We start from the raw sequence: 21,138 nt of genomic DNA on the forward strand, positions 1-21,138 counted from the left end.
TCCGGTCAGTGCGCTGCAGATGCCAGCAACGGTTTCAGTTGTGCAACCGTGTCACGCAGCAGTTGAGTAAAACCGGACTGTCTGGCCGCCAGTTCACCAAATAACGCCTCATTCGACGCGAAAAGACCCAGCGGATCTTCTGAATCAAACATCCGGTGCAATTCGTCGGCGTCCATGACCCCGTCCTGATATTCATAGGGCAGCTCACCACGATGCCAGCGCTGCATAAACAGGAAGAACAGTGCCGGCAGGACAGCCGTCGCACGCGGTATATCCCCTCTGGCATAACATTCCATCAGGGTCGGGGTAATAAAACCGGGGATTTTGGACAGGCCATCCGCCGCTACACGCTGGTTAGTATCCTGAATATAGGGATTACTAAACCGTGACAGGACAACATCGCGGTAAACCTGCAGGTCGAGCGGGCTCGGTGACAGGCAGGGAATAACATCTTCGGTGACATAATTCCATGCCAACTGTTTGATGGCCTCAGTGTTAGTACTTTCATGAATATAGGACTGGCCAGTCAGTGTTCCTGCCCAGGCAATACAGCTATGACTGGCATTCAGGATACGGATTTTAGCTTCTTCGAATGCCTGCACGGATTCCACCAGTTCGACATCCACATTCTCCAGTGCAGGTCGGCCGGCTATAAAATTATCTTCAATCACCCACTGGATAAACGCCTCCCCCATCACCGGTACGGCATCATGGATGCCAGTGGCTTCCAGGACCCGCGGCGCAATATCCGGAGTCGGACGCGGTGTAATACGGTCAACCATGGTATTCGGTGAGGTGGTCTGTTTTTCTACCCAGTCATGTAACTGTTGCTGGCCGGACAGTGTCAGGAACATCAGAAACCCCTGACGGAAACGTTCACCGTTATGCCGCAGATTATCGCAGCTCAGCAGCGTAACCGGTTCTCCTCCTGCCTGTAGCCGGCCGTTCAGGATACGTGTCAGGGCGCCATAGATAGTGCAGGCTCCACCGGCTAAATCGGCCTTTATATCTGCCTGCTGCGGGTCCAGCCGGTGTTCCGTATCCAGATAATAACCACCTTCTGTCACCGTAAACGCAATCACTTTGGTGACCGGCGAGGCACCCTGGGCAATCAGTGCACTCAGTTGCGGGTTGTGAGGTAAAATTTTACGGATCGAGGTAATGGTTTCATAGTCGCGTACCCCTTCCGGAGTGACGGTTTCCAGGGTGTATTGACCGCCCTGTTGTTCCAGTGCGGCTAACAGCGCATCGGCATCATTACGGATATTCCCCAGCGCAATTGACCAGCGTTCATCATGTTGTTGCAGTAAACGATGCAGATACCAGGCCTGATGTGCACGATGAAAAGAACCGGCACCAAGATGCATCCAGACATTCGGTGTAGTAGTGGTTTCAGACATAATCAGCACCTCCTCAGAGGAATTCATATTTTGGGCAAATGTTTATGTTGTGAATAATTATTTAAAATTAATATATGTGAACAATTGCCCTAAATATGAGCAATAAATCACATTTTTATTATTTTAAATCAGCCTGACGGGATTATCAGGCGCTATAGTAGTCATGAACACCCCGGATACGATGGATGAATAATGGCGAAATCAAATAAAAAACAGGAACTTGCAGCAAGGGCAGCATGGATGTACTACGTAGGCGGACAAACCCAGCATCAGATTGCTGAGGTCCTCGGTGTCTCACGTCAGGTTGCACAACGACTGGTCGCCGCCGCCAGTGAACTCGGGCTGGTAAGGGTTAATATCAATCACAATATTGCAGAATGTGCTTCACTGGCCGCACAACTGGCAGAAAACTTTCAGTTGGTCCGCTGTCAGGTTGTTCCTTCTGCGGGACTGGATTCCGCCACTTTAAACCGGATGATCGCCGTGGCCGCAGCCGAAGAACTGGAACGGGTGATTAACCGTGAGCCGCCGCAGATTATCGCGTTAGGCTCCGGCCGCGCGCTTCGTGCTGCGATCAAACAACTGCCAGATTTACACTATCCTCAGCACAGTTGTCTGTCGCTGATTGGCGCGATCGCCTCAGATGGCTCCTGTACCCAATATGATGTTCCGCTCAGTATTGCGGAGAAGATCCATAGCAAATACTTTATCCTGCCAGCCCCTCTGTTTGCCGACAGTCCGGAAGATCGGGATATCTGGTGTAACCAGCGGATTTACAAGCTGATCTCCGGTAAAGCCAGCCAGGCCGATGTGACTTTCCTGGGTATCGGACAAATCAACTTTCAGTGTCCGCTACATGCCGACGGCTTTATCGATAGCAGTGACGTACAGCGACTGGTGTCGGCCGGGGCCGTCGCTGAAATGTTAGGTAATTTTATCGATCAGAACGGTCAGCTGGTGGGGGATCTGCTGGATCAGCGCCGTACCAGCATTCCGCTGACACCCTGCCCGCAAAATGAACGGATTGCCTTTGCCGGGGGCTCCGAAAAATTCCAGGCAATACAGGCAGTACTGCGGGGACGCTGGATTAACGGACTGGTGACCGACGAAGATACCGCACGAAGGCTGCTGTTTAACCATCCGGCAGAAAGCTAATCGCCACAGAGCTTAAGAGAAAGAATAACGGTACCGGGCCGTTCATTTTCGGTGAGGCCACGCGGAGGAATGGCAACAGCGCCTGTCAGACGCTGCCTCTACGTTGTGGCTGGCCGTAGCATTATATGCCGGCTTCCGGAATTCCGGGAGGGGGGGTGTTCTGCCGGTCAGCCTTGTTGTAACGAGAAAAAATCCACACTGTCATCCAACACCAGCATATGGCCGGGATAGTGACTGCACATCCACTCTGGCTTCAGCGGAGGCAGTACAATCTGCGGAGTCACCCCACAGGCCCAGAAGACCGGCACATAGCCCTCTTCCAGCCCCGGGTAGACGCCAAAATCTGGCGCAGTAATATCGCTAATTCCAATGGTTTCCGGAGATCCGTAATGCACCGGCATACCATGACCTGAGGCGTAACGCGCGGTCACTCCGGTGGCCACCGCAATTTTAGAATGATGTACAGGTCGCATGCTGACTGCCATAGGCCCACTGATTTTCCCTGCACTGACACAGGGAATATTGGTGATATAGACCGGAGGGGCCTGATGGCTGACCGGTATTCCCGCCCGGCGAAGCGGGCCATCAAAGGTATGGCTGCACCCCAGCAGGAAAGCGACGGCATCTTCCCGCCAGTGTTGCTTTAAATCATAGGGTTCATCGGCCAGTTCACCGTGGTGCCAAACCCGATAGCGCGGCAGCATACTGCGCACGTCGAAACGGGTGTTTCCGGCAGTGAGCAGATACTCTCCGGGTTCACCTACCGCCAGCAACGGGCAGACTTTAGGATTACGGACACAGAACAGCAACAGATCCCATGCCTGCGCCGCAGGTACAATCACCAGATTAGCCTGCTGGAAATCATCCAGCATTCCGGCGGTTGGTTGCCGCCACTCTCCGGCGGCGGCCAGTTCACGCAGCTGTTGCGGAGTCGTCACCTTCACTTTGACAGCTCCTGTTTATGGGTATCACGCATCCGCAGCAGTACCCACAGACCCGGTACTGCTGCACAGGCCATAAAGATGCCAGGCATAAATAACCAGCCGGTTTTCTCGATCAATGCAGTTACCAGGTAAGGGGTGATCCCGCCACCAAGAATCGCGCCAATGTTGATACTCAGCGCCATTCCGCTATAACGAACCCGGGTCGGGAACTGTTCCGCATAAGTCGGGTAGCCAACTGACTGTACAATCGGCATCGGCAGGCTGGCGATAAACATCGCAATACAAGCCAGCCAGTAGTTATGGTGTCCCATGACTGACATCATCGGCAGTACCAACACCACATAGCCCAGGAAACCAATTTTCAGAACTTTACTGCGGCCCAGTTTATCGGACAATCCGCCCCAGAAAGGCATCATTGCCGCCATGGCCAGACTAATAAACGCCATTAACCAGAACACCTGCTGCTTGTCATATCCAAGCCAGGTCGTCAGATAGATGTTCATAAACACAATGCCAATCCAGTAGCCGGCATTCTGTCCGAAGGTCAGTACAATCACGCGCAGTAACGCAAAACGGTGTTCGCGGATCATGGTGATAAACGGTGTATGTTCCGGTTTTTTGCCCTGACTGAACTCTTTAAAGGCCGGAGTCTCCTCTACCTGATGGCGCATTACCGCCGACAGAATGACCAGTGGAATGGTCAGCAGGAAAGGTATCCGCCAGCCCCAGTGCTGTAACTGTGCGGCATCCACCGTATGTAACATACATCCACAGACAAACGCGGCCAGAGCACCGCCGAGCGCAACGCCAACCGGCGTAAAGGAGCCATAGAAACCGCGTTTACCCTGCGGGGCTGACTCTGCCACGAAGGCCGCGGCCCCTACAATTTCTGCTCCGGCAAAGAATCCCTGTGCCAGTCTTAATACCACCAGCATGACTGGCGCGGCAATGCCGATGGATGCAGTATCCGGTAATACCCCAATGGCAGCCGTAGAACCCCCCATGCCAAGCACGGTGAGCAGTAATATTTTTCTGCGCCCAAGACGGTCGCCCATCCGGCCCAGTAAAATCCCGCCCAGTGGGCGAATCAGAAACGCGCTGCCGAAGACAGCCAGAACGGATAATAATGCTGCCGCAGGGCTGGAGCCGGGGAAAAATAATGGCCCAATAACCGATGCCATAAAACCATAAATACCGAACTCATAATATTCAATTGCAGTTCCGGTCATGGCTGCGACCGCTGCACGCCGGGCCAGTAAATGACGGGCGGCATTTTTCTGGTGTACAGACACCGGCACAAATTCCGCTTCAGTTTCATAGGACATGGTGATTTTGCCTCACAGGTGAATTATTAACAGAACTGCCACAACATCCGGCGTTCTTTTTTATTGTGTGGATATAACAAGCAACCCGGAGACCAATTCCGCCATTGATAGAAATTATTCGTCAGTCGTTACCCGGTATTAAAATAAATGCGGATAAAGGGTTATGAATAATATTCATTCTCATTAAAAGACTAAAAAAGACAATATTTCACCTGCCGGATAGCGACGGCAATTTAAAAGGAAAACGGATAAGGAGGAAATATATCCCGGACATTTTCACCAAAATGATCCGGGCTCACCAAAAAGGTGCGTCAGAGGATAATCAGCAGGAGGGGATTTTTTCCAGCCACTGCTGGCGTTGCCAGGAAAGCTGTTGTGCAGTATGTAATGATATTTGTTGAAAGCTGTATTGTGCACCGGGTAATGATTGTGCCAGATAAGGCAGATCAATCGCCGCAATGTGCGCAATTTTCGGGTAGCCGCCGGTGGTCTGGCTGTCAGCCATCAATATAATCGGCAATCCGTCAGCAGGTAATTGCACTGTACCGCAACTGACGGCTTCAGAATAGATATTCGCCGGTTGCAACAGAGACAGCTTCTCTCCCTGTAAGCGATACCCCATCCGGTTTGAGTTTTGACTCACGGTAAACTCACCGTTAATAAATTGTTTCTTTGCTTCTTCGGTTAATAAATTCCAGTGTTTGCCCGGAATAAAACGTAATGTTTGCTGAGGCTGCGGGAAAATATCCGGCATCCCAAAAGGTGCCCGTAACCGGCTGATATTATGGAGTGGCCAGCGAAAGTTCAGTCTGTCACCCTTTTGCAGATTACGCCCCGAATACCCCCCAAATGTTGCAGCGAGGCAGGTACTCTGGCTGCCCATCACTTCCGGCTGAGCAAATCCCCCCTTGACCGCCAGATAACAACGCGCCCCTTTACGCCGCGCACCAAAACTCAGTATTGAGCCGGCCGGCACACTCAGTGGGCGCAGCATTTCCACCGGCTCACCATCCAGTGTCGGAGAGAGATCCGCTCCGGTCAGTACAATCACGGCACGCCGCAGAAAGCGCAGTTTCGGTCCCTGCAATGTCATCTCCAGAGTCGCGGGATCATCACTGTTGCCTGCCAGCCGGTTGGCCAGCTGGTGAGAAAACAGGTCCATCACTCCACAGACCGGAACCCCGAATTGTTGCCAGCGATAACGGCCACTGTCGTACAACGCGCTGGCCAGCCCGGGATGTAAGATTTCAATGGCCACGCAGTGCCTCCTGTTGCAGCTTATCAAACTGTTTACGACTGATGGCCGAGAATCGCACGCTGTCTCCGGCCTGTAACAGGCAGGGGGTGGGATGGTGAGCGCGGAACATCAGTAACGGGGTACGACCAATCAGATTCCAGCCGCCAGGACTCTGCTGCGGATAAATCACGCTTTGCCGGTTGGCAATCCCGATAGCGCCCTGAGGCACACTCAGTCGGGGAGTCGAGCGGCGTGGCATGGCAAAACAAGGATCCAGCATTCCGAGATAGGGGTGACCCGGCAGGAAACCAATCATCATCACATCCACGGCAACAGACTGATGGCGTTCAATCACCTGTTTCGGCGTTAAACCACAGTGGTCAGCGATTTGCGGCAGGTCAGGAGCAAATTCAGGGTGATAACAGACAGGGATCACCACTTCCCGTGGCGTATGTCTGCTGGCAGGTCGCCAGCTGTTGAGCAAGATTTCCAGCCGGTTATACATCTGGCTGTAGGGTGACAGTTGATTGTCCTGTGCCCAGAGTAAGCCGGGCTGATAATAGATTCCCAGAGTGGCGACCCCGGGCACAATATCGGTGACACCGGGCAACGCCTGTGAGGTCAGCCACGCTGCCAACTGACTGGTCAGCCGCCACGGGGTTTCCGGAACATCCAGGGTAACTATCAGGCAGTCTTCACCCGACGGGTCACAGCGCCAGCGTAGCGCAGAATACGACATTATTGACTCCACAAAGATGCCGGGAAACTCTCCCGGCAGACACCCACTGACCGTTTATTATTATTTTGCGAACAGTTGAGACATATCTTTAAAGGCTTTGAATTCCAGAGCATTACCGCAAGGATCCAGCAGGAACATGGTTGCCTGCTCACCCACCTGTCCTTTAAAACGGACATAAGGTTCAATCACAAATTTGGTGTTGAAATCGCGCAGACGGGCCGCCAGGCTTTCCCACTCATCCCAGTTCAGGACAATCCCAAAATGAGGTACCGGTACATCATGACCGTCCACCGGGTTGGTGTGAGCAGACTCCTGGGTCGCAGTACGCGGATGTTCATGAATCACCAGTTGGTGACCATAAAAATCGAAATCGACCCACTGGGTACTGGAACGACCTTCAGACAGACCAAACACTTCACCGTAGAAATGACGGGCTGCAGGTAAATCATAAACCGGGATTGCCAGGTGAAAAGGACTTAGTGCCATAATTATATCTCCGACTGCTCAGTATTAGCTCAAGGGTGAGATGCCATTTTTATTGATATATTTTTTGATGAAAAGCGAATATTATTAGTTTAAATCAACAATTATTTTGATGAGTGGTAATCCTGATGCTAAGAGAACTCAAAACCTTCGTTGCGGTCACTCAGTACGGGACCTTTGCCGCTGCCGGACAACGCATTGGGCTGACACAATCCGCAGTCAGTGCTCAAATGCGAATTCTGGAAAATGCCCTGGGTGTTCAGTTATTTGACCGCTCCGGACGCAGTGTCATGCTGAGTGCAGCCGGTAACCGGATTCTGCCGATGGCCGAAGAGATCCTCGGTATTTTTGCCCGCATGTCCCAGCCAAATAATGTCAGTGAATATCGTGGAGTGGTTAAAATTGGTGCCATTTCTACCATTCAGTCCGGGCTTTTACCCGAGGTTCTGGTAGATATTCAACAGGTTGCTCCACATCTTGAAACCCGACTGGTGCCTGGCGTTTCGTTCAATCTGTTGTCGATGGTAGAAACCGGTGACGTGGATCTGGCGATTACCATCAAGCCCTCATTCAGTCTCGCTAAAGAACTCTGGTGCGAAACACTGTTACGCGAACCCTATGTGCTGATTGTTCCAGAAGGGGTAGACGGAGACGATGCCAGAACACTGCTGCGCGAACAACCTTTCGTTCGATATGACCGCACCTCATTCGGTGGCCGTCTGGTCAGTCAGTTTCTTCGCGAGCAACGACTGGAACCACGACAAATCCTTGAACTGGATGAAATTGAGGCCATTGTCAGGATGGTCGAAAATCGTCTGGGCGTTGCGCTGGTACCCCTATCCGGCCAGTGGCTGAGCCGCAATGCCAGAGTACGGATTGTTCCGCTGCAGTCCAGAACCTTCTATCGTGAACTGATCATTGTTATGCGCCACGCCAATCGTCGTTCGTCACTGCATATGATGCTCACCCAATGCCTGTTGTCAGGTGCTAAAAGGCTGGAAAGCCACTGGCCGGCAGCCGATGCTGAGTGAAATTCCGTGAGTGCAACTCAGGGCTGGGTATCGGTGAAATAATTACGCAGCAACTGCCACATATGCTGAGCAGCAGGGGTAAACCGACGGTCCGAGTTACGCAGCAGGTGGCACTGTGATTCATGGGCAATCGGATGGTCTATCGGAATCGCCACCAGCTTACCGGCAGAAATCATCTGACCCGCGGCCCTGGCCGACATACAGGAAATCCCTAACCCCGCCACACTGAGTTCCATCGCCGTCGAAAACAAATTACAACGGTAGGCCGGGGTAAAAACTAACCCGCAACTGCGAAACATTGCGTTCATGTAACGTTGCAGACCAAACTGTTCGGTCAGCGCTATCAGACGCTGATCCGCCAGGGTTTCGATGGTTATCGTTTGCTCGCCGCTCAGGGGATGGTCTGGTGACATCACTGCACATACCGGCCCCCAGCCAAAACTGTGCCGTTTCACTTCAGGGCTGCCGATCGGCCCGAAAGCCATGGCCATATCGGTTTCACTATGAATGACCGCATTCAGCATCTCCTGCATGCTGGCTACCGTAATTTCAACAAACACCTGCGGATAAGATTTAGAAAAATGGGTCACAATTTCATGAATAAAAGTTGTCACCAGCCCGCCGCCAATCCGGATGGATACACTGCCCCCTTGCATATGGCGCAGATCTTTCAGATGCCCTTCCAGTTTCAGCCTGCGCTGACGGCTTTCAAAAAAATCCTCAGCCAGCAAACGTCCTGCTTCGGTCAGTACCACATTACGCCCACGACGCTCCAGAAGCGGCAACTGTAAATCACGCTCCAGTTGCGCAATCTGCCGGCTTATCACTGACGGATTAATTCCCAGAATATCGGCAGCACGGCGAATACCTCCCTGGATACCGACTTCATACAGGTAGCTCATTGGCTTTTCATGAAACATTTGCGGGGGATCCAGGGTAAGTGTTGACCTGTAAGCAACAATAACACCGTTTATCTGATATTTATATTCTTAAAACGCTTTTAGATAATCGGACTGAATAACGGCAGGTGACAGGCAGTAAATTTTGTTTTTATCACTGCACCATAATAGCGCCACTGCACCAATATAATGCCACTTATTTACTGATAACCTCATTGATATAACTCATTCTGAGCTGTCGGTTATAAATTTATACCAATATAAACAATCGCCCGGAAAGATATTAGTTATCAGCAAGCTTCATCTTTTTTTTGCAGGCACAATCCCTGCTAATAATCTATTTTGTGGACAGACAAAATAAAGCCCGGAATCTTCCAGCACCAGGGAAATAACCGACTGAAATATGACAGAGAATAATTATGAGCGATAACAACATGACCAAACCAAGCCCGGCGGAGGATGAAACCGCCCTGAAAGTCACTCCCGGGGCATGGATCGCCCTGATAGCCGTGTTACTGGTTTTTTCCGGCCTGTTTTTTAAGGTCAAAGGAATGGAGTGGCTGGGAGCCTTTGATTTTACGACGTTGGGAGGGGCTTTTGGCACCATGAAATCCGCAGGCGGCACCTTTGTCGGCAGTGGGGGATTCGGCGCCAAAGCCGGCTTCCTGTTTGCCTTGTCACTGGTTCCCACCGTCATGCTGTCCCTGGGATTACTGGAAATTTTCACCCACTACGGGGCGATCCGCGCTGCTCATAAGCTACTGACACCGCTACTGAAACCACTGCTAGGGCTGCCAGGCTTTACCGGGCTTGCGCTCATCACCGACCTGCAAAGCACCGATGCAGGGGCCGCTCTGAGCAAGGAACTGTACGACAGCAAGCGGATTACCCGTAAGCACGTGATTATTATGGGTGCCTGGCAATATTCCGGCGCAGGACTGATTAATAACTATTTTGCGATTGGTTCAGCGTTGTTTGCCTCATTAACGACTCCGCTTATCGTGCCACTACTGCTGATGTTCGTTCTTAAATTTGTTGGCGCAGGGCTGGTCAGACTGGCCTTAAACACGGTTTATAAAAAGGATTTCATCAATGAGTAATCAGCTAAATACCCGCGCAAACCCGTTCGACATTTTTGTGATTGGTGCCCGTAAAGGGTTCAATATTGATATCAATAATCTGATGCCAAACGTGGTCATGGCCTACGTAATTGCCGAAATGCTGAATTTGCTTGGAGTGATGCAGTTTATTGGCCATGTTTTCGCGCCGGTGATGGGAATTTTTGGTCTGCCCGGTGAAGCGGTCACAGTATTACTGACGGCCTGGCTCTCCTCTTCTGCCGGAACCGGAGTCGCCGTCAGCCTGCTGACAAAAGGTACCCTCGATCCTGCACAAATCACCATTTTAATTCCGGCTATCTTCCTGATGGGCGCTCAGTTGCAGTACATGGGCCGACTGCTGGGTGTGGCAGATGTACCGAAAAAATACTGGCCGTTGCTAATGCTGACCAGCATCGTCAATGCCGTAATTTCTATGCTGATTATGCGTTTTATTGCCTGAAACTATCCACGCGTTCCCGGCGGCGTTCACTGGCCGTCGGGCAGAAAAGATCAAGGAGAGAAGTATGTCACGCACTCTAGAGCACTTTAACGTGCTGCACGAAATTCCCGAGTTAGGTTTTAAAGAGTTTAAAACTTCAGCTTACATCGCTTCGGCGCTGGAAGCCGCCGGATTCAAGGTGACCCGCAATTTTAACGGCACTACGGGTATCATTGCCGAACTGGACAGCGGTAAGCCAGGCCCGGTATTAGCCTTACGCGCCGATATGGATGCGCTGGGACACATTATTGACGGGCAGCATGTCGCCCGCCACACCTGCGGCCACGACGGTCACTCTTCGGTGGTCCTGACTGCCGCAGAAGAAACGCTGCGTGAAGGCCTGGTGAAGAAAGGTCGCCTGAAGATATTGTTCCAGCCTGCCGAAGAGTTGGGAACCGGAGCCATCGCACTGGTCGAAGGCGGAGCGCTGGATGATGTGGATATGTTGCTCGGTTTCCACCTGCGGCCTCTGGAAGAGTGTTCTATGGGTCAGGCTGTCGCAGCGATGTACTATTCTGCCTCCGCCACCGTAGAAGCGGTATTTACCGGCAAAGCTGCCCATGCTGCACGTCCACACCTTGGGGTCAATGCTCTGGATGCCGCAGTCCAGGCAGTCCAGGCGGTAAATACCATTCACCTCTCCCCTTCGCTGACCTTCAGTGCCAAAGCCACGCGCTTTCTGTGTGATGCCGGGGTGACCAACTCCATCCCTTCCGAAGCTACAGTCTGCTGGGACTTACGTTCTGCCGAAAATGTCCCGATGGCGGAGCTGAAACAGAAAGTCACCGCTGCCCTGCAGGGAAGCGCTGCCGCCCTGGGCGCCACGGTCGACATCAAAATTCTCAAGGAGATGCCGGCTGCAATTATTGATGATGAAGCCACGCAAATCATCAGCCAGGCTATCCGCGAAAATCTGGGGGAAGAAGCTCTTCTCCCGGCGCGGGCAACCCCTGGCAGCGAAGATTTTTTCCATTATCTGCGTCTTTGCCCACAGGTGAAAGGCGGGTTCTGGGGACTAGGCTGTAACCTCACCCCGGGCCTGCACCACCCGGAAATGCACTTCGATCGTGATGCTCTGGCGATTGGGGTAAAAATCTTTAAATCCTGCGTACAGCAGGTGCTCGGCGAGTAATGGTCACGGCCTCCCTGAAACCGGAGGCCGTCATTTCTTCTGAACATATTGTTGCACAACACCTCGCATATCCACATTCCGTAACCTTAATTCCGGGTACTCTCTGCCACGGGCTGTTTATGATAAGACATTGCTTGTCATCAACGTTTATCAGGGAGAACTCATGCTGTTGGCCAAACGTTCCCGTCAATTTTTCACACCGTTGACCCTTGGGGGTATTACTTTACTGGCGACTCTTAGTTGTTCTGCGGTGCAGGCCGCCAACCGGCAGTGTTCACTCACTCTGTCTTCCTCAAGCCAGCCGGTGACCGGGGGGCTACAGCACGCTATTGATCAATGCAGTTTACAGGGTGGCGGGACGGTAACATTACCCTCAGGAGTCTGGGTAAGTGGACCACTGCAACTGAAAAGTCATGTGACATTACATCTGGCTGCCGGCAGTGTGTTGAAGTCAACGGCTAACCCGTCTGATTTTACCCCGGCATTTATCAGCCAGCCTCTGCGGCCTCATGAAGCATTCATCATCGCCAGCCATGTCAGCGATATCGGTCTTACCGGACCGGGAACTATTGACGGACAAGGTCAGCACGGCTGGTGGCCACTGGCCAGCGAAGCGCGGAATCATCTGAAACAGGGAGATAGTCAGTGGTTTAGCCAGCACTGGCCGGGTATTCCTGCCGCTAACGGTATGCCGCGTCCCTGGCTGATTGAATTTGATCATGTTCAGCGAGCCAGAATTAACCAACTGCGGGTGATTAACTCGCCGATGTGGAACGTGGTACTGCGCAACAGCCAGAATATTGCCATGACTAACAGTTCGGTGACTAATCCGCCGGACTCACCGAATACCGACGGGGTAGACATCGTGTCTTCGCAGAATATTACCCTACGCCATCTGACACTTTCGACCGGGGATGATGATATTTCGATAAAATCCGGACTGGCGGGCTCCGGAAAGGCAGCTGCCAGCGGTGATATCATTATCGAAGATATTAATGTACTTCGTGGCCACGGTATTTCCGTAGGCAGTGAAACGGCAAATGGTATTGGTCGTATTACCCTAAATGACCTGACATTTACCGGCACCGACAATGGCCTGCGTATTAAATCCGGACGCGACCGGGGCAGCCGTATTGGTCCGTTAATCGCAGATCATCTGAAGATGAGCCATGTCCGTGTTCCATTGGTGATCACGGACAGCTATGGCGGCAATGGTGGATATTCCGCTGACAGTGTTAGTGCCATCAGCCCTGAACCCGTCAGCCGCTATACACCCTTTATCCACGATATTTCAGTCAGCCATCTTACCGCGACCGGGGCGGACAGTGCCGGGATAATCAGTGGATTACCGGAAGCGCCGCTGCAAAATATTCATCTGAAGAATATCAGAATCTCCGCCCGCCACGGGCTACAGAGTCGTTACGTTGCAGGTATGCGCAGTCACGTTGATGTCACAACGTTGCCGCATGTGCTGCCATGGCTACAGGGACCGGACAGTCACTGGACAGCCAGCTAATCACAGAGTAGGTTAAACGCCGCCCGGGAGCTCTCTTCCGGGCGGGACTCTGTGCCTTGCGGGCTTTCCGGGAGAAAAGGGTGATGCAATATTCCGATCAATTTTTACCGCAATACCAGTTTCGTGAACAACATCAACGCCAAATCCCTGCCAGCCCGCAGCGTGTCATTATTGCCGCTGAACACTACCGTCCCGAACAAGACCCGTTCTTCCGGAAAATGATTCAACTGCGGGAATGGCCACAACGGCTACTGGAATGCACAGGGCGCCGCCCGACATCAGGGCAACCTCCCTTCAGCCTGGACAATTTCACCCTGCTGGAGCGTTCCGATAATTTTCAACTGGCTTATGGCTTGATGGGCAGGTTTTGGGAAGCAGGCTACGGGTTAATCCCTGTCGCAGATGTCGACTTTTTCACTGATACCCACCAGCCAGGTGCTGCCCGGCTGTTACTCACTTTTCAGGCCCTGCCAATCGAGGCCCGGGTCAGCGTACTGATCACTGAAACCCGGGTATTTTGTCCGGACTCAGCCAGTCTGAAGGCATTTACACCCTACTGGTATCTGATTCGTCCGGTCAGCGGGATGATCCGCCGTCGTATGCTGTCGGCCATTGCCCGCAATGTTACCGGCGGGTGATGCCGTTTTCCGGGGGCAGATGCCATTTTACTGCTGAAGGTCACAGGTAAGGTATTCCAACCTCCCGGCAAAGCCCTGAGCCGCAAAATTATCCTCTGATCCGCGCCAGCCATTGTACTCCATGGCCTGCACAGACAATCATTGCTCCCTCTGCAGCGCAGTGATACCATCAATCAGCCATATAGATGGCTAAAATCTGCTTAAAATACCAGCTCAACATTGAATCACGCGTAATAAGGAATGGGTATGTGGCAACAACGACTGGCGGACTTAGTCACCGCCTGCCATTGGATTGGCAGCAAAGGCTGGGCGCCCGCGACCGGTGGCAATATGTCTGTCCGTCAGGACAGCCAATGGTGCTGGCTGAGTGAATCCGGTCGCGATAAAGGCGCTCTGACCACAGATGATTTCCTGCAGGTTGATATCACTACCCTGCAGGCACCCTCGGGGCGCAAACCTTCCGCAGAAACCGGCCTGCATACCCTGATTTACCGTTTGTTTCCAGAGGCCAATGTGGTTCTGCATGTCCATACCTCTAATGCCACGGTGTTGTCGCGCATCGAAACCGGCCCACAACTCAACCTGTCCGGTTATGAAATGCAGAAAACCCTGAGCGGCCAGACCAGCCACCTGGATACCGTACCGATTGCCGTGTTCGACAATGATCAGGATATTACCGCACTGGCTGAGCGAATCGAACAATGGTCAGCCACCCATCCGCTGAAATACGGCTTCCTGCTGCGCGGCCACGGCCTGACCTGCTGGGGTAAAGATGTCAGTGAAGCCCGCCGCCATCTGGAAGGACTGGAATTTCTGTTTGAATGTGAGCTAAAACGCCGATTGTACCAGCGCGATTAATCTCCCGAATGAAAGGCCATCAGGATGGCTCATTCAGAAGAGTTTCCCGCACCATTCACTTATTGATATGTTTCCCTGCATTCGGGGAACACAAATTTTCACCGATATGACAGGCAGTGACTGATGAAAACAGCAAACAACCTGACCAGTACCCACTGGGGGAGTTACCACGTAGAAACGGCGGGTGATAAAATCGCGTCCATGACACCAGTGGCCTGGGATAAAAACCCGTCCCGGATTGGTCAGTCAATGCCAGAGGCCATTACCGGCAATACCCGCATCCGCCGCCCGGCGGTACGGCTGGGCTACCTGAAAAACGGGCCTGCTTCCCGTGAAGGACGGGGCAAGGAGCCGTTTGTGGAAGTCAGCTGGGAGCAGGCGCTCGATCTGGTCGCCCGTGAAATGCAATCGGTAAAGCAACGCCACGGAAACCAGGCCATTTATGGTGGCTCATACGGCTGGGGCAGTGCCGGTCGTTTTCATCACGTTCAAAGCCAGTTGCACCGGTTTTTGAAAGGATTCGGCGGTTATACCGCCAGTACCAATACCTACAGCAGTGCCGCCGGTGAGCGCATCCTGCCCCATATTCTCGGGCCACTCAGTCCGCTGCATACCCGACATACCCACTTTTCGGTACTGGCAGAACATTGCGAAGTATTTGTGGCAATTGGTGGCCTGCCGCTGAGAAACTCGCAGGTTAATGTCGGCGGAGCCAGTGACCATATGCTGAAACACTGGCTGGAAACCCTGCAGGCAAACGGGGTTAAATTTATCAATGTCAGTCCGGTCAAAAATGACCTGAGTGCCGTCAGCAATGCGCAGTGGCTACCGGTCAAACCCGGCACCGACACCGCACTGCTGCTGGCCCTGTGTCAGACCTTAATCAGCGAAAATCTGCATGATACGGCGTTCATTGCCAGCCATACCGTCGGCTTCGAACCGTTACGTCAGTATCTGGCGGGTGAAACCGACGGGGTGGTTAAAAGTGCGGCGTGGGCTGCCTCCATCACCGGGTTGGCGGCAGAGCAGATTACCGGGCTTGCCCGGACTCTCGCCGGTCACCGCAGCATGGTGAATATTTCCTGGTCATTGCAGCGTTCGCGCCAGGGTGAACAGGCTTACTGGGCCACGGTAGCGTTAACTGCGCTGCTGGGTCAGATAGGTACGCCGGGCGGTGGACTGGCGTTTGGCTATGCCTGTACCAACCTTGCCGGTGCTGACCGGGTCGCATTTTCCGGGCCACGCCTGCCCGCTGGGGAAAATAAGGTTAACACCATAATCCCGGTCGCCAGACTGTCAGATATGCTGTTAAACCCCGGTGGGGAGTATCAGTTTGATGGTCAGGACTGTCGCTACCCGGATATCCGGATGGTCTACTGGGCCGGAGGGAATGCCTTCCACCATCACCAGGATCTGAACCGGCTGGTCGATGCGTGGCGGCAGCCTGAAACGGTAGTGGTCCACGAACAGTACTGGACCGCTCAGGCGAAATTCTCCGATATCGTGCTACCTGCCACGACAGCACTGGAACGCAATGATATCGGCAGTGGCAGTCACGATGGTTTTATGGTCGCCATGCGTCAGCATATTCCGCCGGTCGGCGATGCGCGTGATGATTATGCGATTTTCTGTGGCCTGGCAGAGCGCCTTAACTTTGCCGATACCTTTACCGAAGGGCGTAACCCGGAACAATGGCTGAAACATCTTTATGAAGAATCCCGCCCACGGGCCGAACAGGATGGTATCAGTCTGCCGAAGTTTGATGATTTCTGGGAACTGGGTAAGCTGGAGTTCGATCGCCCTGCCAGTCCGCAGATATTCTTATCGGCGTTTCGCGCTGACCCTCAGCAAAATCCGCTCTCTACGCCATCCGGCAAAATTGAGCTGTTTTCTGAAACCGTGGCCGGGTTTGGTTACCGTGAGTGTCCGGGCTATCCGTTCTGGGATACTCAGGAATATGATTATCAACAGCAGCAGGCAGCAGAATGGCCACTGCATTTACTTTCCAGCCAGCCCAGAACCCGGCTGCACAGCCAGTATGATCATGGCAGCGTCAGCCGTCAGACCAAGATTCAGGGCCGCGAACCCTTATGGATGCACCCTGAAGATGCTGCAGCGCGCAATATCAGTGAAGGATCAGTCGTCAGGGTCTTTAACCAGCGTGGGGCAATTCTGGCAGGAGTCCATCTGAGCGACCAGATCCGCCAGGGGGTCGTGCAGATCTCGACCGGTGCCTGGTATGATCCGCAAGATCCGTCGGTGCCGGGATCACTGGATAAACACGGCAATCCGAATGTACTGACCGAAGATCGTGGCAGTTCACGGCTTGGTCAGGGATGCAGCGCTCAAAGCTGTAAAGTTGAGATTGAGCGCTGGCTGCAACCCGTTCCGGAAATTACTGCTTTTTCACCCCCGGAGTTTGTTGAAATAAATTAACCATTTCAACTCTGATGACCCGTGAACCGGTGACAGAACAGCAACTGCCGGTCAATGAGGTTATCGCATACTTAAGCCGGTTAATGTGAGTACCTTAAGAGAAAACCCCGGGTTCTGCTGGCATAAATTGTTGCCCGGCGGCACACTGACAGAGTCAGATGCACAGCACCGGGCTGACCTCCTCAGCATACTTTGTAGATCGCTGGCTGGCGTCTGTCTCTAGCGCACTACTACGGCTGAATGAATGACCCCGGCGGTCGGCTGGCAGAAAGCTGACCACCCCGGCGATTTTTTATCACTACGGAGTTTTACACTGTGTCTGAACCGCTTTTATACCCGGATGAACCTGCCGCCTTTACTGTGACCAATCCTGAAGGCACCTCACCCTTTCTCATCCTGTGCGACCATGCAGGAAAACAGATCCCACGCCGGCTCGGAAACCTTGGCCTGAAAGAGTCTGATATTCACCGGCATATTGGCTGGGATATTGGCGCACTCGCGGTCTCAACACTTCTCAGCCAGTCACTGGACGCGACATTAGTTTCTCAGACCTATTCACGACTGGTGATCGACTGCAACCGGACCCCGGGGGTGGAAAGCTCCATCCCGCTGTTATCTGAAGATACGCTGATCCCTGGCAATGAAGGGATCTCCGCGCAACAAAAAGAAGCCCGTTGCCGGGAGATCTTCACCCCCTATCACGATCAGATCCGGCAGATCCTGGAACAACGGCGCCAGCGCGGTCAAACTACCTGTATTCTGGCCATGCACAGCTTTACCCCGGTCTATCTTGGCGTTGCTCGCCCGTGGCATATCGGCGTTTTATACAACCGTCTGAAAGCCTATCCACATGCCTTACTGAAAAGTCTGCATCAACGTAATCAATGGGTAATTGGTGATAACGAACCGTATTCGGTCTCGGATGCCACTGATTACGCGCTGCCACAACATGCCGAAAAGAACGGGATTCCTGCGGTTGAAATTGAATTACGTCAGGATTTAATTGCCGAAAGTGAAGGGCAACAACGCTGGGCAAAAGATCTCGATCTTCTGTTCCGTGAAGCCTGGAGCAACTATCCTGGCGAAGCAAACTAACCCTTCAGAGTGAATCTGCATTTTTCGTCCCCGTCGACCCGGGGGCTATCTGACCTGTGAATATTCATCGGTCTGTTCGGTTTTCCCGACATTCATTGCCACCACCATGCCAGCCATGGCGGCCCAGGTCAGCCACTGAAATGCCTGTTGCCATTCGCTGGCGTTCTGCCCTTTGCCCGGGAATACGCCGAGAGCCGCTAAAGTGATCGCCCCGCTCAGATACTGGCTGGTGACAATCACCGCGCTGGCGCGCCCCTGTGAATCCGTGGCGACCCCGCTAAGACCCAGACTGAATATCGCCGGATAGACCATGCCATGACCGAGACCGCTTAGGATCACCCCGACTACAAACCACAGCGATTGCTGACTCAACGCCTCGCTTCCCTGCAGGTAAAACCCTGCAGCGCAGATTAAAAACCCCATGCATAGCAGTTGCGGCGCACGGTATCGGCCCGATAAACCACGATAAACACGGTTACCGGCGATAATTAACACCGCCAGGGGGACAAATAGCATCCCCGTCTGCAGGGCACTGAAATGGTAATATTGCTGCCAGAGCAAAGTCAGCAGGTAAAACTGACTACCGGCACTGGCCATATAACAGGCACTGGCCAGCCAGCTGGCCTGAAACGAAGCCTGCCGTCTTAACGCCGGGCAAATCAGTGGTCGTGACGACCATTTTTCGTGCAAAAAAAACACCCCTGTCAGCACGGCTGCCAGCCGGTTTAGCAGATAATCAGGCCCACCGTCCTGACTGAGCCGTAGTAAAGCCAGAACCAGACAACCTGCCGCCGCACTACCGACTAAGGCTCCTGGCGTGAAAAGCACCCGGGTTTCAGGACGCGGTAGCACTGGAAAATGTCGCCATACCAGCCACAGGATCAGCGTACCTGCCGGGATATTCATTAAAAATATCAGTGGCCAGTAGAGCTGACTGAATATCCCGCCCAGTATCACTCCGGCCACTAATCCCAGGGCGCCGGTAGCACTCCAGACTGTCAACGCCTGCCGGTACTCTTTGCCGGCAAAACGTCCAGCCATCAGTGCCAGAATTGACGGTTGCATAAAGGCAGCGGCTACGCCCTGTAACGCCCTTGCCACCAGTAACCATTCCGGCCGATACGCCAGCGCCCCGGCAAAGGAAGCCAGCATAAACAGACCCATCGCCATGCTGAACGTTAACCTTGCTCCCGCCCGATCGCATACGGCTCCACCCGCCAGTAAAAATGCCGCAAAACAGAGCCCATATACCGCCATAATGCCTGTGGCTTCCGCGCTACTGAGTTGCAGTTGACGGGTAATCACCGGCAATGCCACAAACATCACCGCATAATCCAGCGCAATCATTGCCTGTGCCAGGCCGGGGATAACCCTGGCGAAAGTGGACGGCCTGCCAGACCATGGGCTTATACCAGGATGCATCACTCTCTCCGTCATAAAAATGAATATAATTCATGATTAAATGTTCCGGAGAACAGATTAATGCTTTGCTATACTGGATGACAAAATCATATATTTCATTTAAAGATGAGTTTAATTCAGCTATGAAGCCCACCAGACTGCCACCGTTACTTTCTCTGCGTGCTTTTGATGCGGTAGCCAGACTCTCAAGTTTCAAGCTGGCCGGTCACGATATTGGCGTGACACCTACGGCGATCAGCCACCAGATCCGCACCCTGGAAGAGTCGCTGCAATGCCGGTTGTTTGAGCGCTCCGCAAGAGGAGTCTCCCTGACTCATGACGGAGCCATATTGTTCCGTGCGACCTCTGCTGCCTTTTCCACACTACGGCAGGCGGTTGAAGAAATTACTTCGCCGCGCCCCCGGGGAGCAGTGACCCTGAGTACCACCTCAAATTTTATGACTCACTGGCTGATCCCCCGGTTACCCTCTCTAAAAATCTCCTGCCCTGATCTCGAACTCCACCTGCACACCAGCACCGCTGTGGTGGATATCCGTGGTTCACTGGCCGACTGCGCAATACGCTACAGCCAGCACGTGAACCCGTCCCTGGCCAATACGTTGCTGTGCCGGGACCATTTTATTCTGGTGGCCAGCCCTTCGCTGGCCATCACCGGGAATGATGACCTGCGACATCAGACTCTGTTTCATATAGATAACCGGCAAATACCTCAGCCTTCACCTGACTGGAAACACTGGCAACAGGTATTTGGCCCGGCAGAACTCGATATCCAGGCAGGAATACATTTCAATGATGAAAGTCACGCCTTACAGGCAGCAATTGCCGGCCAGGGCGTACTCATTGCCAGTGAATTACTGGCCAGAGATGCGCTGAATAAGAAGATATTGCAGGCCCCCTTAGCGCAAAGTCTGCCCGGGGGAGAATATTATTTTGTGACCAGCCCGGAGAAACAACAGTGGCCGGAAATACAGCAATTATCCCGCTGGCTGGCAGAAGAATTTTCAACAGCCCGGTCTGCAAATCCCCAGAAATAATTTTGGCATAGCGCTATGTTATTCCACGTAAAAACGGACTTGTCAGCGTGAAAATATTTGTGATAATTTTATCTGCGCGGGGGAAATATATCTCCCGCAAACCTCGTCCATTACCCCAGGCAATTAGCCTGCCCAATTGGTAAATATCAAAATATAATTCTGTTTCCGGGAATACATTCAGCTATTTCAGCCCAA

19 protein-coding genes are annotated in these 21,138 nt (G+C 52.9%); 11 read left to right on the forward strand and 8 right to left on the reverse strand.

What is annotated here, in order from left to right:
* Nucleotides 1-5: 5 nt before the first annotated feature.
* Nucleotides 6-1,400, reverse strand: a complete 1,395-nt coding sequence (gene dalD / locus B3Z23_RS02625) for a D-arabinitol 4-dehydrogenase (RefSeq protein ID WP_294901218.1) — start codon at nucleotides 1,398-1,400, stop codon at nucleotides 6-8.
* Nucleotides 1,401-1,592: 192 nt separating this feature from the next.
* On the opposite strand from dalD, the gene B3Z23_RS02630 reads away from it, so the two are divergent.
* Nucleotides 1,593-2,555, forward strand: coding sequence for a sugar-binding transcriptional regulator (locus B3Z23_RS02630; protein ID WP_294901220.1), 963 nt, complete (start codon nucleotides 1,593-1,595; stop codon nucleotides 2,553-2,555).
* A gap of 167 nt (nucleotides 2,556-2,722) precedes the next feature.
* Here B3Z23_RS02630 and B3Z23_RS02635 read toward each other — a convergent pair whose 3' ends face one another.
* From B3Z23_RS02635 to B3Z23_RS02655, 5 genes are all read right to left on the reverse strand, one after another.
* Entirely contained in the window at nucleotides 2,723-3,499 is a 777-nt protein-coding gene (locus tag B3Z23_RS02635) for a D-glutamate cyclase family protein (protein ID WP_294901222.1), read from the reverse strand.
* Nucleotides 3,496-4,824: an MFS transporter gene (locus B3Z23_RS02640; protein WP_294901224.1), complete on the reverse strand. Its 1,329-nt coding sequence runs from the start codon at nucleotides 4,822-4,824 to the stop codon at nucleotides 3,496-3,498. The genes B3Z23_RS02635 and B3Z23_RS02640 overlap by 4 nt, the downstream gene beginning before the upstream one ends.
* A 322-nt stretch (nucleotides 4,825-5,146) precedes the next feature.
* Nucleotides 5,147-6,082, reverse strand: coding sequence for a biotin-dependent carboxyltransferase family protein (locus B3Z23_RS02645; RefSeq protein WP_294901226.1), 936 nt, complete (start codon nucleotides 6,080-6,082; stop codon nucleotides 5,147-5,149).
* On the reverse strand, nucleotides 6,072-6,800 hold the full coding sequence (gene pxpB, locus B3Z23_RS02650) for a 5-oxoprolinase subunit PxpB (protein WP_294901228.1): 729 nt from the start codon (nucleotides 6,798-6,800) through the stop codon (nucleotides 6,072-6,074). The genes B3Z23_RS02645 and pxpB overlap by 11 nt, the downstream gene beginning before the upstream one ends.
* A gap of 60 nt (nucleotides 6,801-6,860) precedes the next feature.
* The gene (locus tag B3Z23_RS02655) at nucleotides 6,861-7,286 is read right to left on the reverse strand and encodes a VOC family protein (protein WP_294901230.1); all 426 of its coding nucleotides are present in this window, start codon (nucleotides 7,284-7,286) and stop codon (nucleotides 6,861-6,863) included.
* 125 nt (nucleotides 7,287-7,411) lie between these two features.
* Here B3Z23_RS02655 and B3Z23_RS02660 point away from each other — a divergent pair, with 125 nt between their 5' ends.
* Nucleotides 7,412-8,314: a LysR substrate-binding domain-containing protein gene (locus B3Z23_RS02660; protein ID WP_294901233.1), complete on the forward strand. Its 903-nt coding sequence runs from the start codon at nucleotides 7,412-7,414 to the stop codon at nucleotides 8,312-8,314.
* A 17-nt stretch (nucleotides 8,315-8,331) separates the two neighbouring features.
* Here B3Z23_RS02660 and B3Z23_RS02665 read toward each other — a convergent pair whose 3' ends face one another.
* Nucleotides 8,332-9,234 carry a LysR family transcriptional regulator gene (locus B3Z23_RS02665; protein WP_294901236.1) on the reverse strand — a complete coding sequence of 301 codons (903 nt, stop codon included), beginning with the start codon at nucleotides 9,232-9,234 and terminating at the stop codon, nucleotides 8,332-8,334.
* A gap of 398 nt (nucleotides 9,235-9,632) precedes the next feature.
* Here B3Z23_RS02665 and B3Z23_RS02670 point away from each other — a divergent pair, with 398 nt between their 5' ends.
* From B3Z23_RS02670 to B3Z23_RS02705, 8 genes are all read left to right on the forward strand, one after another.
* Entirely contained in the window at nucleotides 9,633-10,313 is a 681-nt protein-coding gene (locus tag B3Z23_RS02670; protein ID WP_294901239.1) for a nucleoside recognition domain-containing protein, read from the forward strand.
* A complete protein-coding gene (locus B3Z23_RS02675; RefSeq protein WP_294901242.1) occupies nucleotides 10,306-10,773 on the forward strand; it encodes a YjiG family protein in 468 nt (155 codons plus the stop codon). Before B3Z23_RS02670 ends, B3Z23_RS02675 begins: the two co-directional genes overlap by 8 nt.
* Nucleotides 10,774-10,837: 64 nt before the next feature.
* Complete coding sequence (locus B3Z23_RS02680; RefSeq protein ID WP_294901244.1) at nucleotides 10,838-11,944, forward strand: M20 peptidase aminoacylase family protein; 1,107 nt, start codon at nucleotides 10,838-10,840, stop codon at nucleotides 11,942-11,944.
* 163 nt (nucleotides 11,945-12,107) lie between these two features.
* Entirely contained in the window at nucleotides 12,108-13,460 is a 1,353-nt protein-coding gene (locus B3Z23_RS02685; RefSeq protein ID WP_294901247.1) for a glycoside hydrolase family 28 protein, read from the forward strand.
* A gap of 83 nt (nucleotides 13,461-13,543) precedes the next feature.
* A complete protein-coding gene (locus B3Z23_RS02690) occupies nucleotides 13,544-14,098 on the forward strand; it encodes a hypothetical protein (RefSeq protein WP_294901250.1) in 555 nt (184 codons plus the stop codon).
* A 246-nt stretch (nucleotides 14,099-14,344) separates the two neighbouring features.
* The gene (locus tag B3Z23_RS02695; protein ID WP_294901253.1) at nucleotides 14,345-14,956 is read left to right on the forward strand and encodes a methylthioribulose 1-phosphate dehydratase; all 612 of its coding nucleotides are present in this window, start codon (nucleotides 14,345-14,347) and stop codon (nucleotides 14,954-14,956) included.
* 123 nt (nucleotides 14,957-15,079) lie between these two features.
* Nucleotides 15,080-17,392 carry a molybdopterin-dependent oxidoreductase gene (locus B3Z23_RS02700; protein WP_294901256.1) on the forward strand — a complete coding sequence of 771 codons (2,313 nt, stop codon included), beginning with the start codon at nucleotides 15,080-15,082 and terminating at the stop codon, nucleotides 17,390-17,392.
* Between the two features lie 315 nt (nucleotides 17,393-17,707).
* Nucleotides 17,708-18,487 carry an N-formylglutamate amidohydrolase gene (locus tag B3Z23_RS02705; protein WP_294901259.1) on the forward strand — a complete coding sequence of 260 codons (780 nt, stop codon included), beginning with the start codon at nucleotides 17,708-17,710 and terminating at the stop codon, nucleotides 18,485-18,487.
* 45 nt (nucleotides 18,488-18,532) lie between these two features.
* Here the strand turns inward: B3Z23_RS02705 and B3Z23_RS02710 are convergent, their stop codons facing one another.
* On the reverse strand, nucleotides 18,533-19,909 hold the full coding sequence (locus B3Z23_RS02710) for an MFS transporter (RefSeq protein ID WP_294901262.1): 1,377 nt from the start codon (nucleotides 19,907-19,909) through the stop codon (nucleotides 18,533-18,535).
* A 122-nt stretch (nucleotides 19,910-20,031) separates the two neighbouring features.
* On the opposite strand from B3Z23_RS02710, the gene B3Z23_RS02715 reads away from it, so the two are divergent.
* Nucleotides 20,032-20,943 carry a LysR substrate-binding domain-containing protein gene (locus B3Z23_RS02715; RefSeq protein WP_294901265.1) on the forward strand — a complete coding sequence of 304 codons (912 nt, stop codon included), beginning with the start codon at nucleotides 20,032-20,034 and terminating at the stop codon, nucleotides 20,941-20,943.
* Nucleotides 20,944-21,138: the final 195 nt, after the last annotated feature.

It is taken from the genome of Tatumella sp. UBA2305 (assembly GCF_002345795.1).
In the GTDB taxonomy this organism is placed as follows: domain Bacteria; phylum Pseudomonadota; class Gammaproteobacteria; order Enterobacterales; family Enterobacteriaceae; genus Tatumella; species Tatumella morbirosei.

Bases quoted from the DNA above. Each gene is read 5' to 3' on its own strand.
- dalD (WP_294901218.1), bottom strand. From the start codon at position 1,400: ATGTCTGAAACCACTACTACACCGAATGTCTGGATGCATCTTGGTGCC.
- B3Z23_RS02630 (WP_294901220.1), top strand. From the start codon at position 1,593: ATGGCGAAATCAAATAAAAAACAGGAACTTGCAGCAAGGGCAGCATGG.
- B3Z23_RS02640 (WP_294901224.1), bottom strand. From the start codon at position 4,824: ATGTCCTATGAAACTGAAGCGGAATTTGTGCCGGTGTCTGTACACCAG.
- pxpB (WP_294901228.1), bottom strand. From the start codon at position 6,800: ATGTCGTATTCTGCGCTACGCTGGCGCTGTGACCCGTCGGGTGAAGAC.
- B3Z23_RS02655 (WP_294901230.1), bottom strand. From the start codon at position 7,286: ATGGCACTAAGTCCTTTTCACCTGGCAATCCCGGTTTATGATTTACCT.
- B3Z23_RS02660 (WP_294901233.1), top strand. From the start codon at position 7,412: ATGCTAAGAGAACTCAAAACCTTCGTTGCGGTCACTCAGTACGGGACC.
- B3Z23_RS02665 (WP_294901236.1), bottom strand. From the start codon at position 9,234: ATGTTTCATGAAAAGCCAATGAGCTACCTGTATGAAGTCGGTATCCAG.
- B3Z23_RS02670 (WP_294901239.1), top strand. From the start codon at position 9,633: ATGAGCGATAACAACATGACCAAACCAAGCCCGGCGGAGGATGAAACC.
- B3Z23_RS02675 (WP_294901242.1), top strand. From the start codon at position 10,306: ATGAGTAATCAGCTAAATACCCGCGCAAACCCGTTCGACATTTTTGTG.
- B3Z23_RS02680 (WP_294901244.1), top strand. From the start codon at position 10,838: ATGTCACGCACTCTAGAGCACTTTAACGTGCTGCACGAAATTCCCGAG.
- B3Z23_RS02685 (WP_294901247.1), top strand. From the start codon at position 12,108: ATGCTGTTGGCCAAACGTTCCCGTCAATTTTTCACACCGTTGACCCTT.
- B3Z23_RS02690 (WP_294901250.1), top strand. From the start codon at position 13,544: ATGCAATATTCCGATCAATTTTTACCGCAATACCAGTTTCGTGAACAA.
- B3Z23_RS02695 (WP_294901253.1), top strand. From the start codon at position 14,345: ATGTGGCAACAACGACTGGCGGACTTAGTCACCGCCTGCCATTGGATT.
- B3Z23_RS02700 (WP_294901256.1), top strand. From the start codon at position 15,080: ATGAAAACAGCAAACAACCTGACCAGTACCCACTGGGGGAGTTACCAC.
- B3Z23_RS02710 (WP_294901262.1), bottom strand. From the start codon at position 19,909: ATGCATCCTGGTATAAGCCCATGGTCTGGCAGGCCGTCCACTTTCGCC.
- B3Z23_RS02715 (WP_294901265.1), top strand. From the start codon at position 20,032: ATGAAGCCCACCAGACTGCCACCGTTACTTTCTCTGCGTGCTTTTGAT.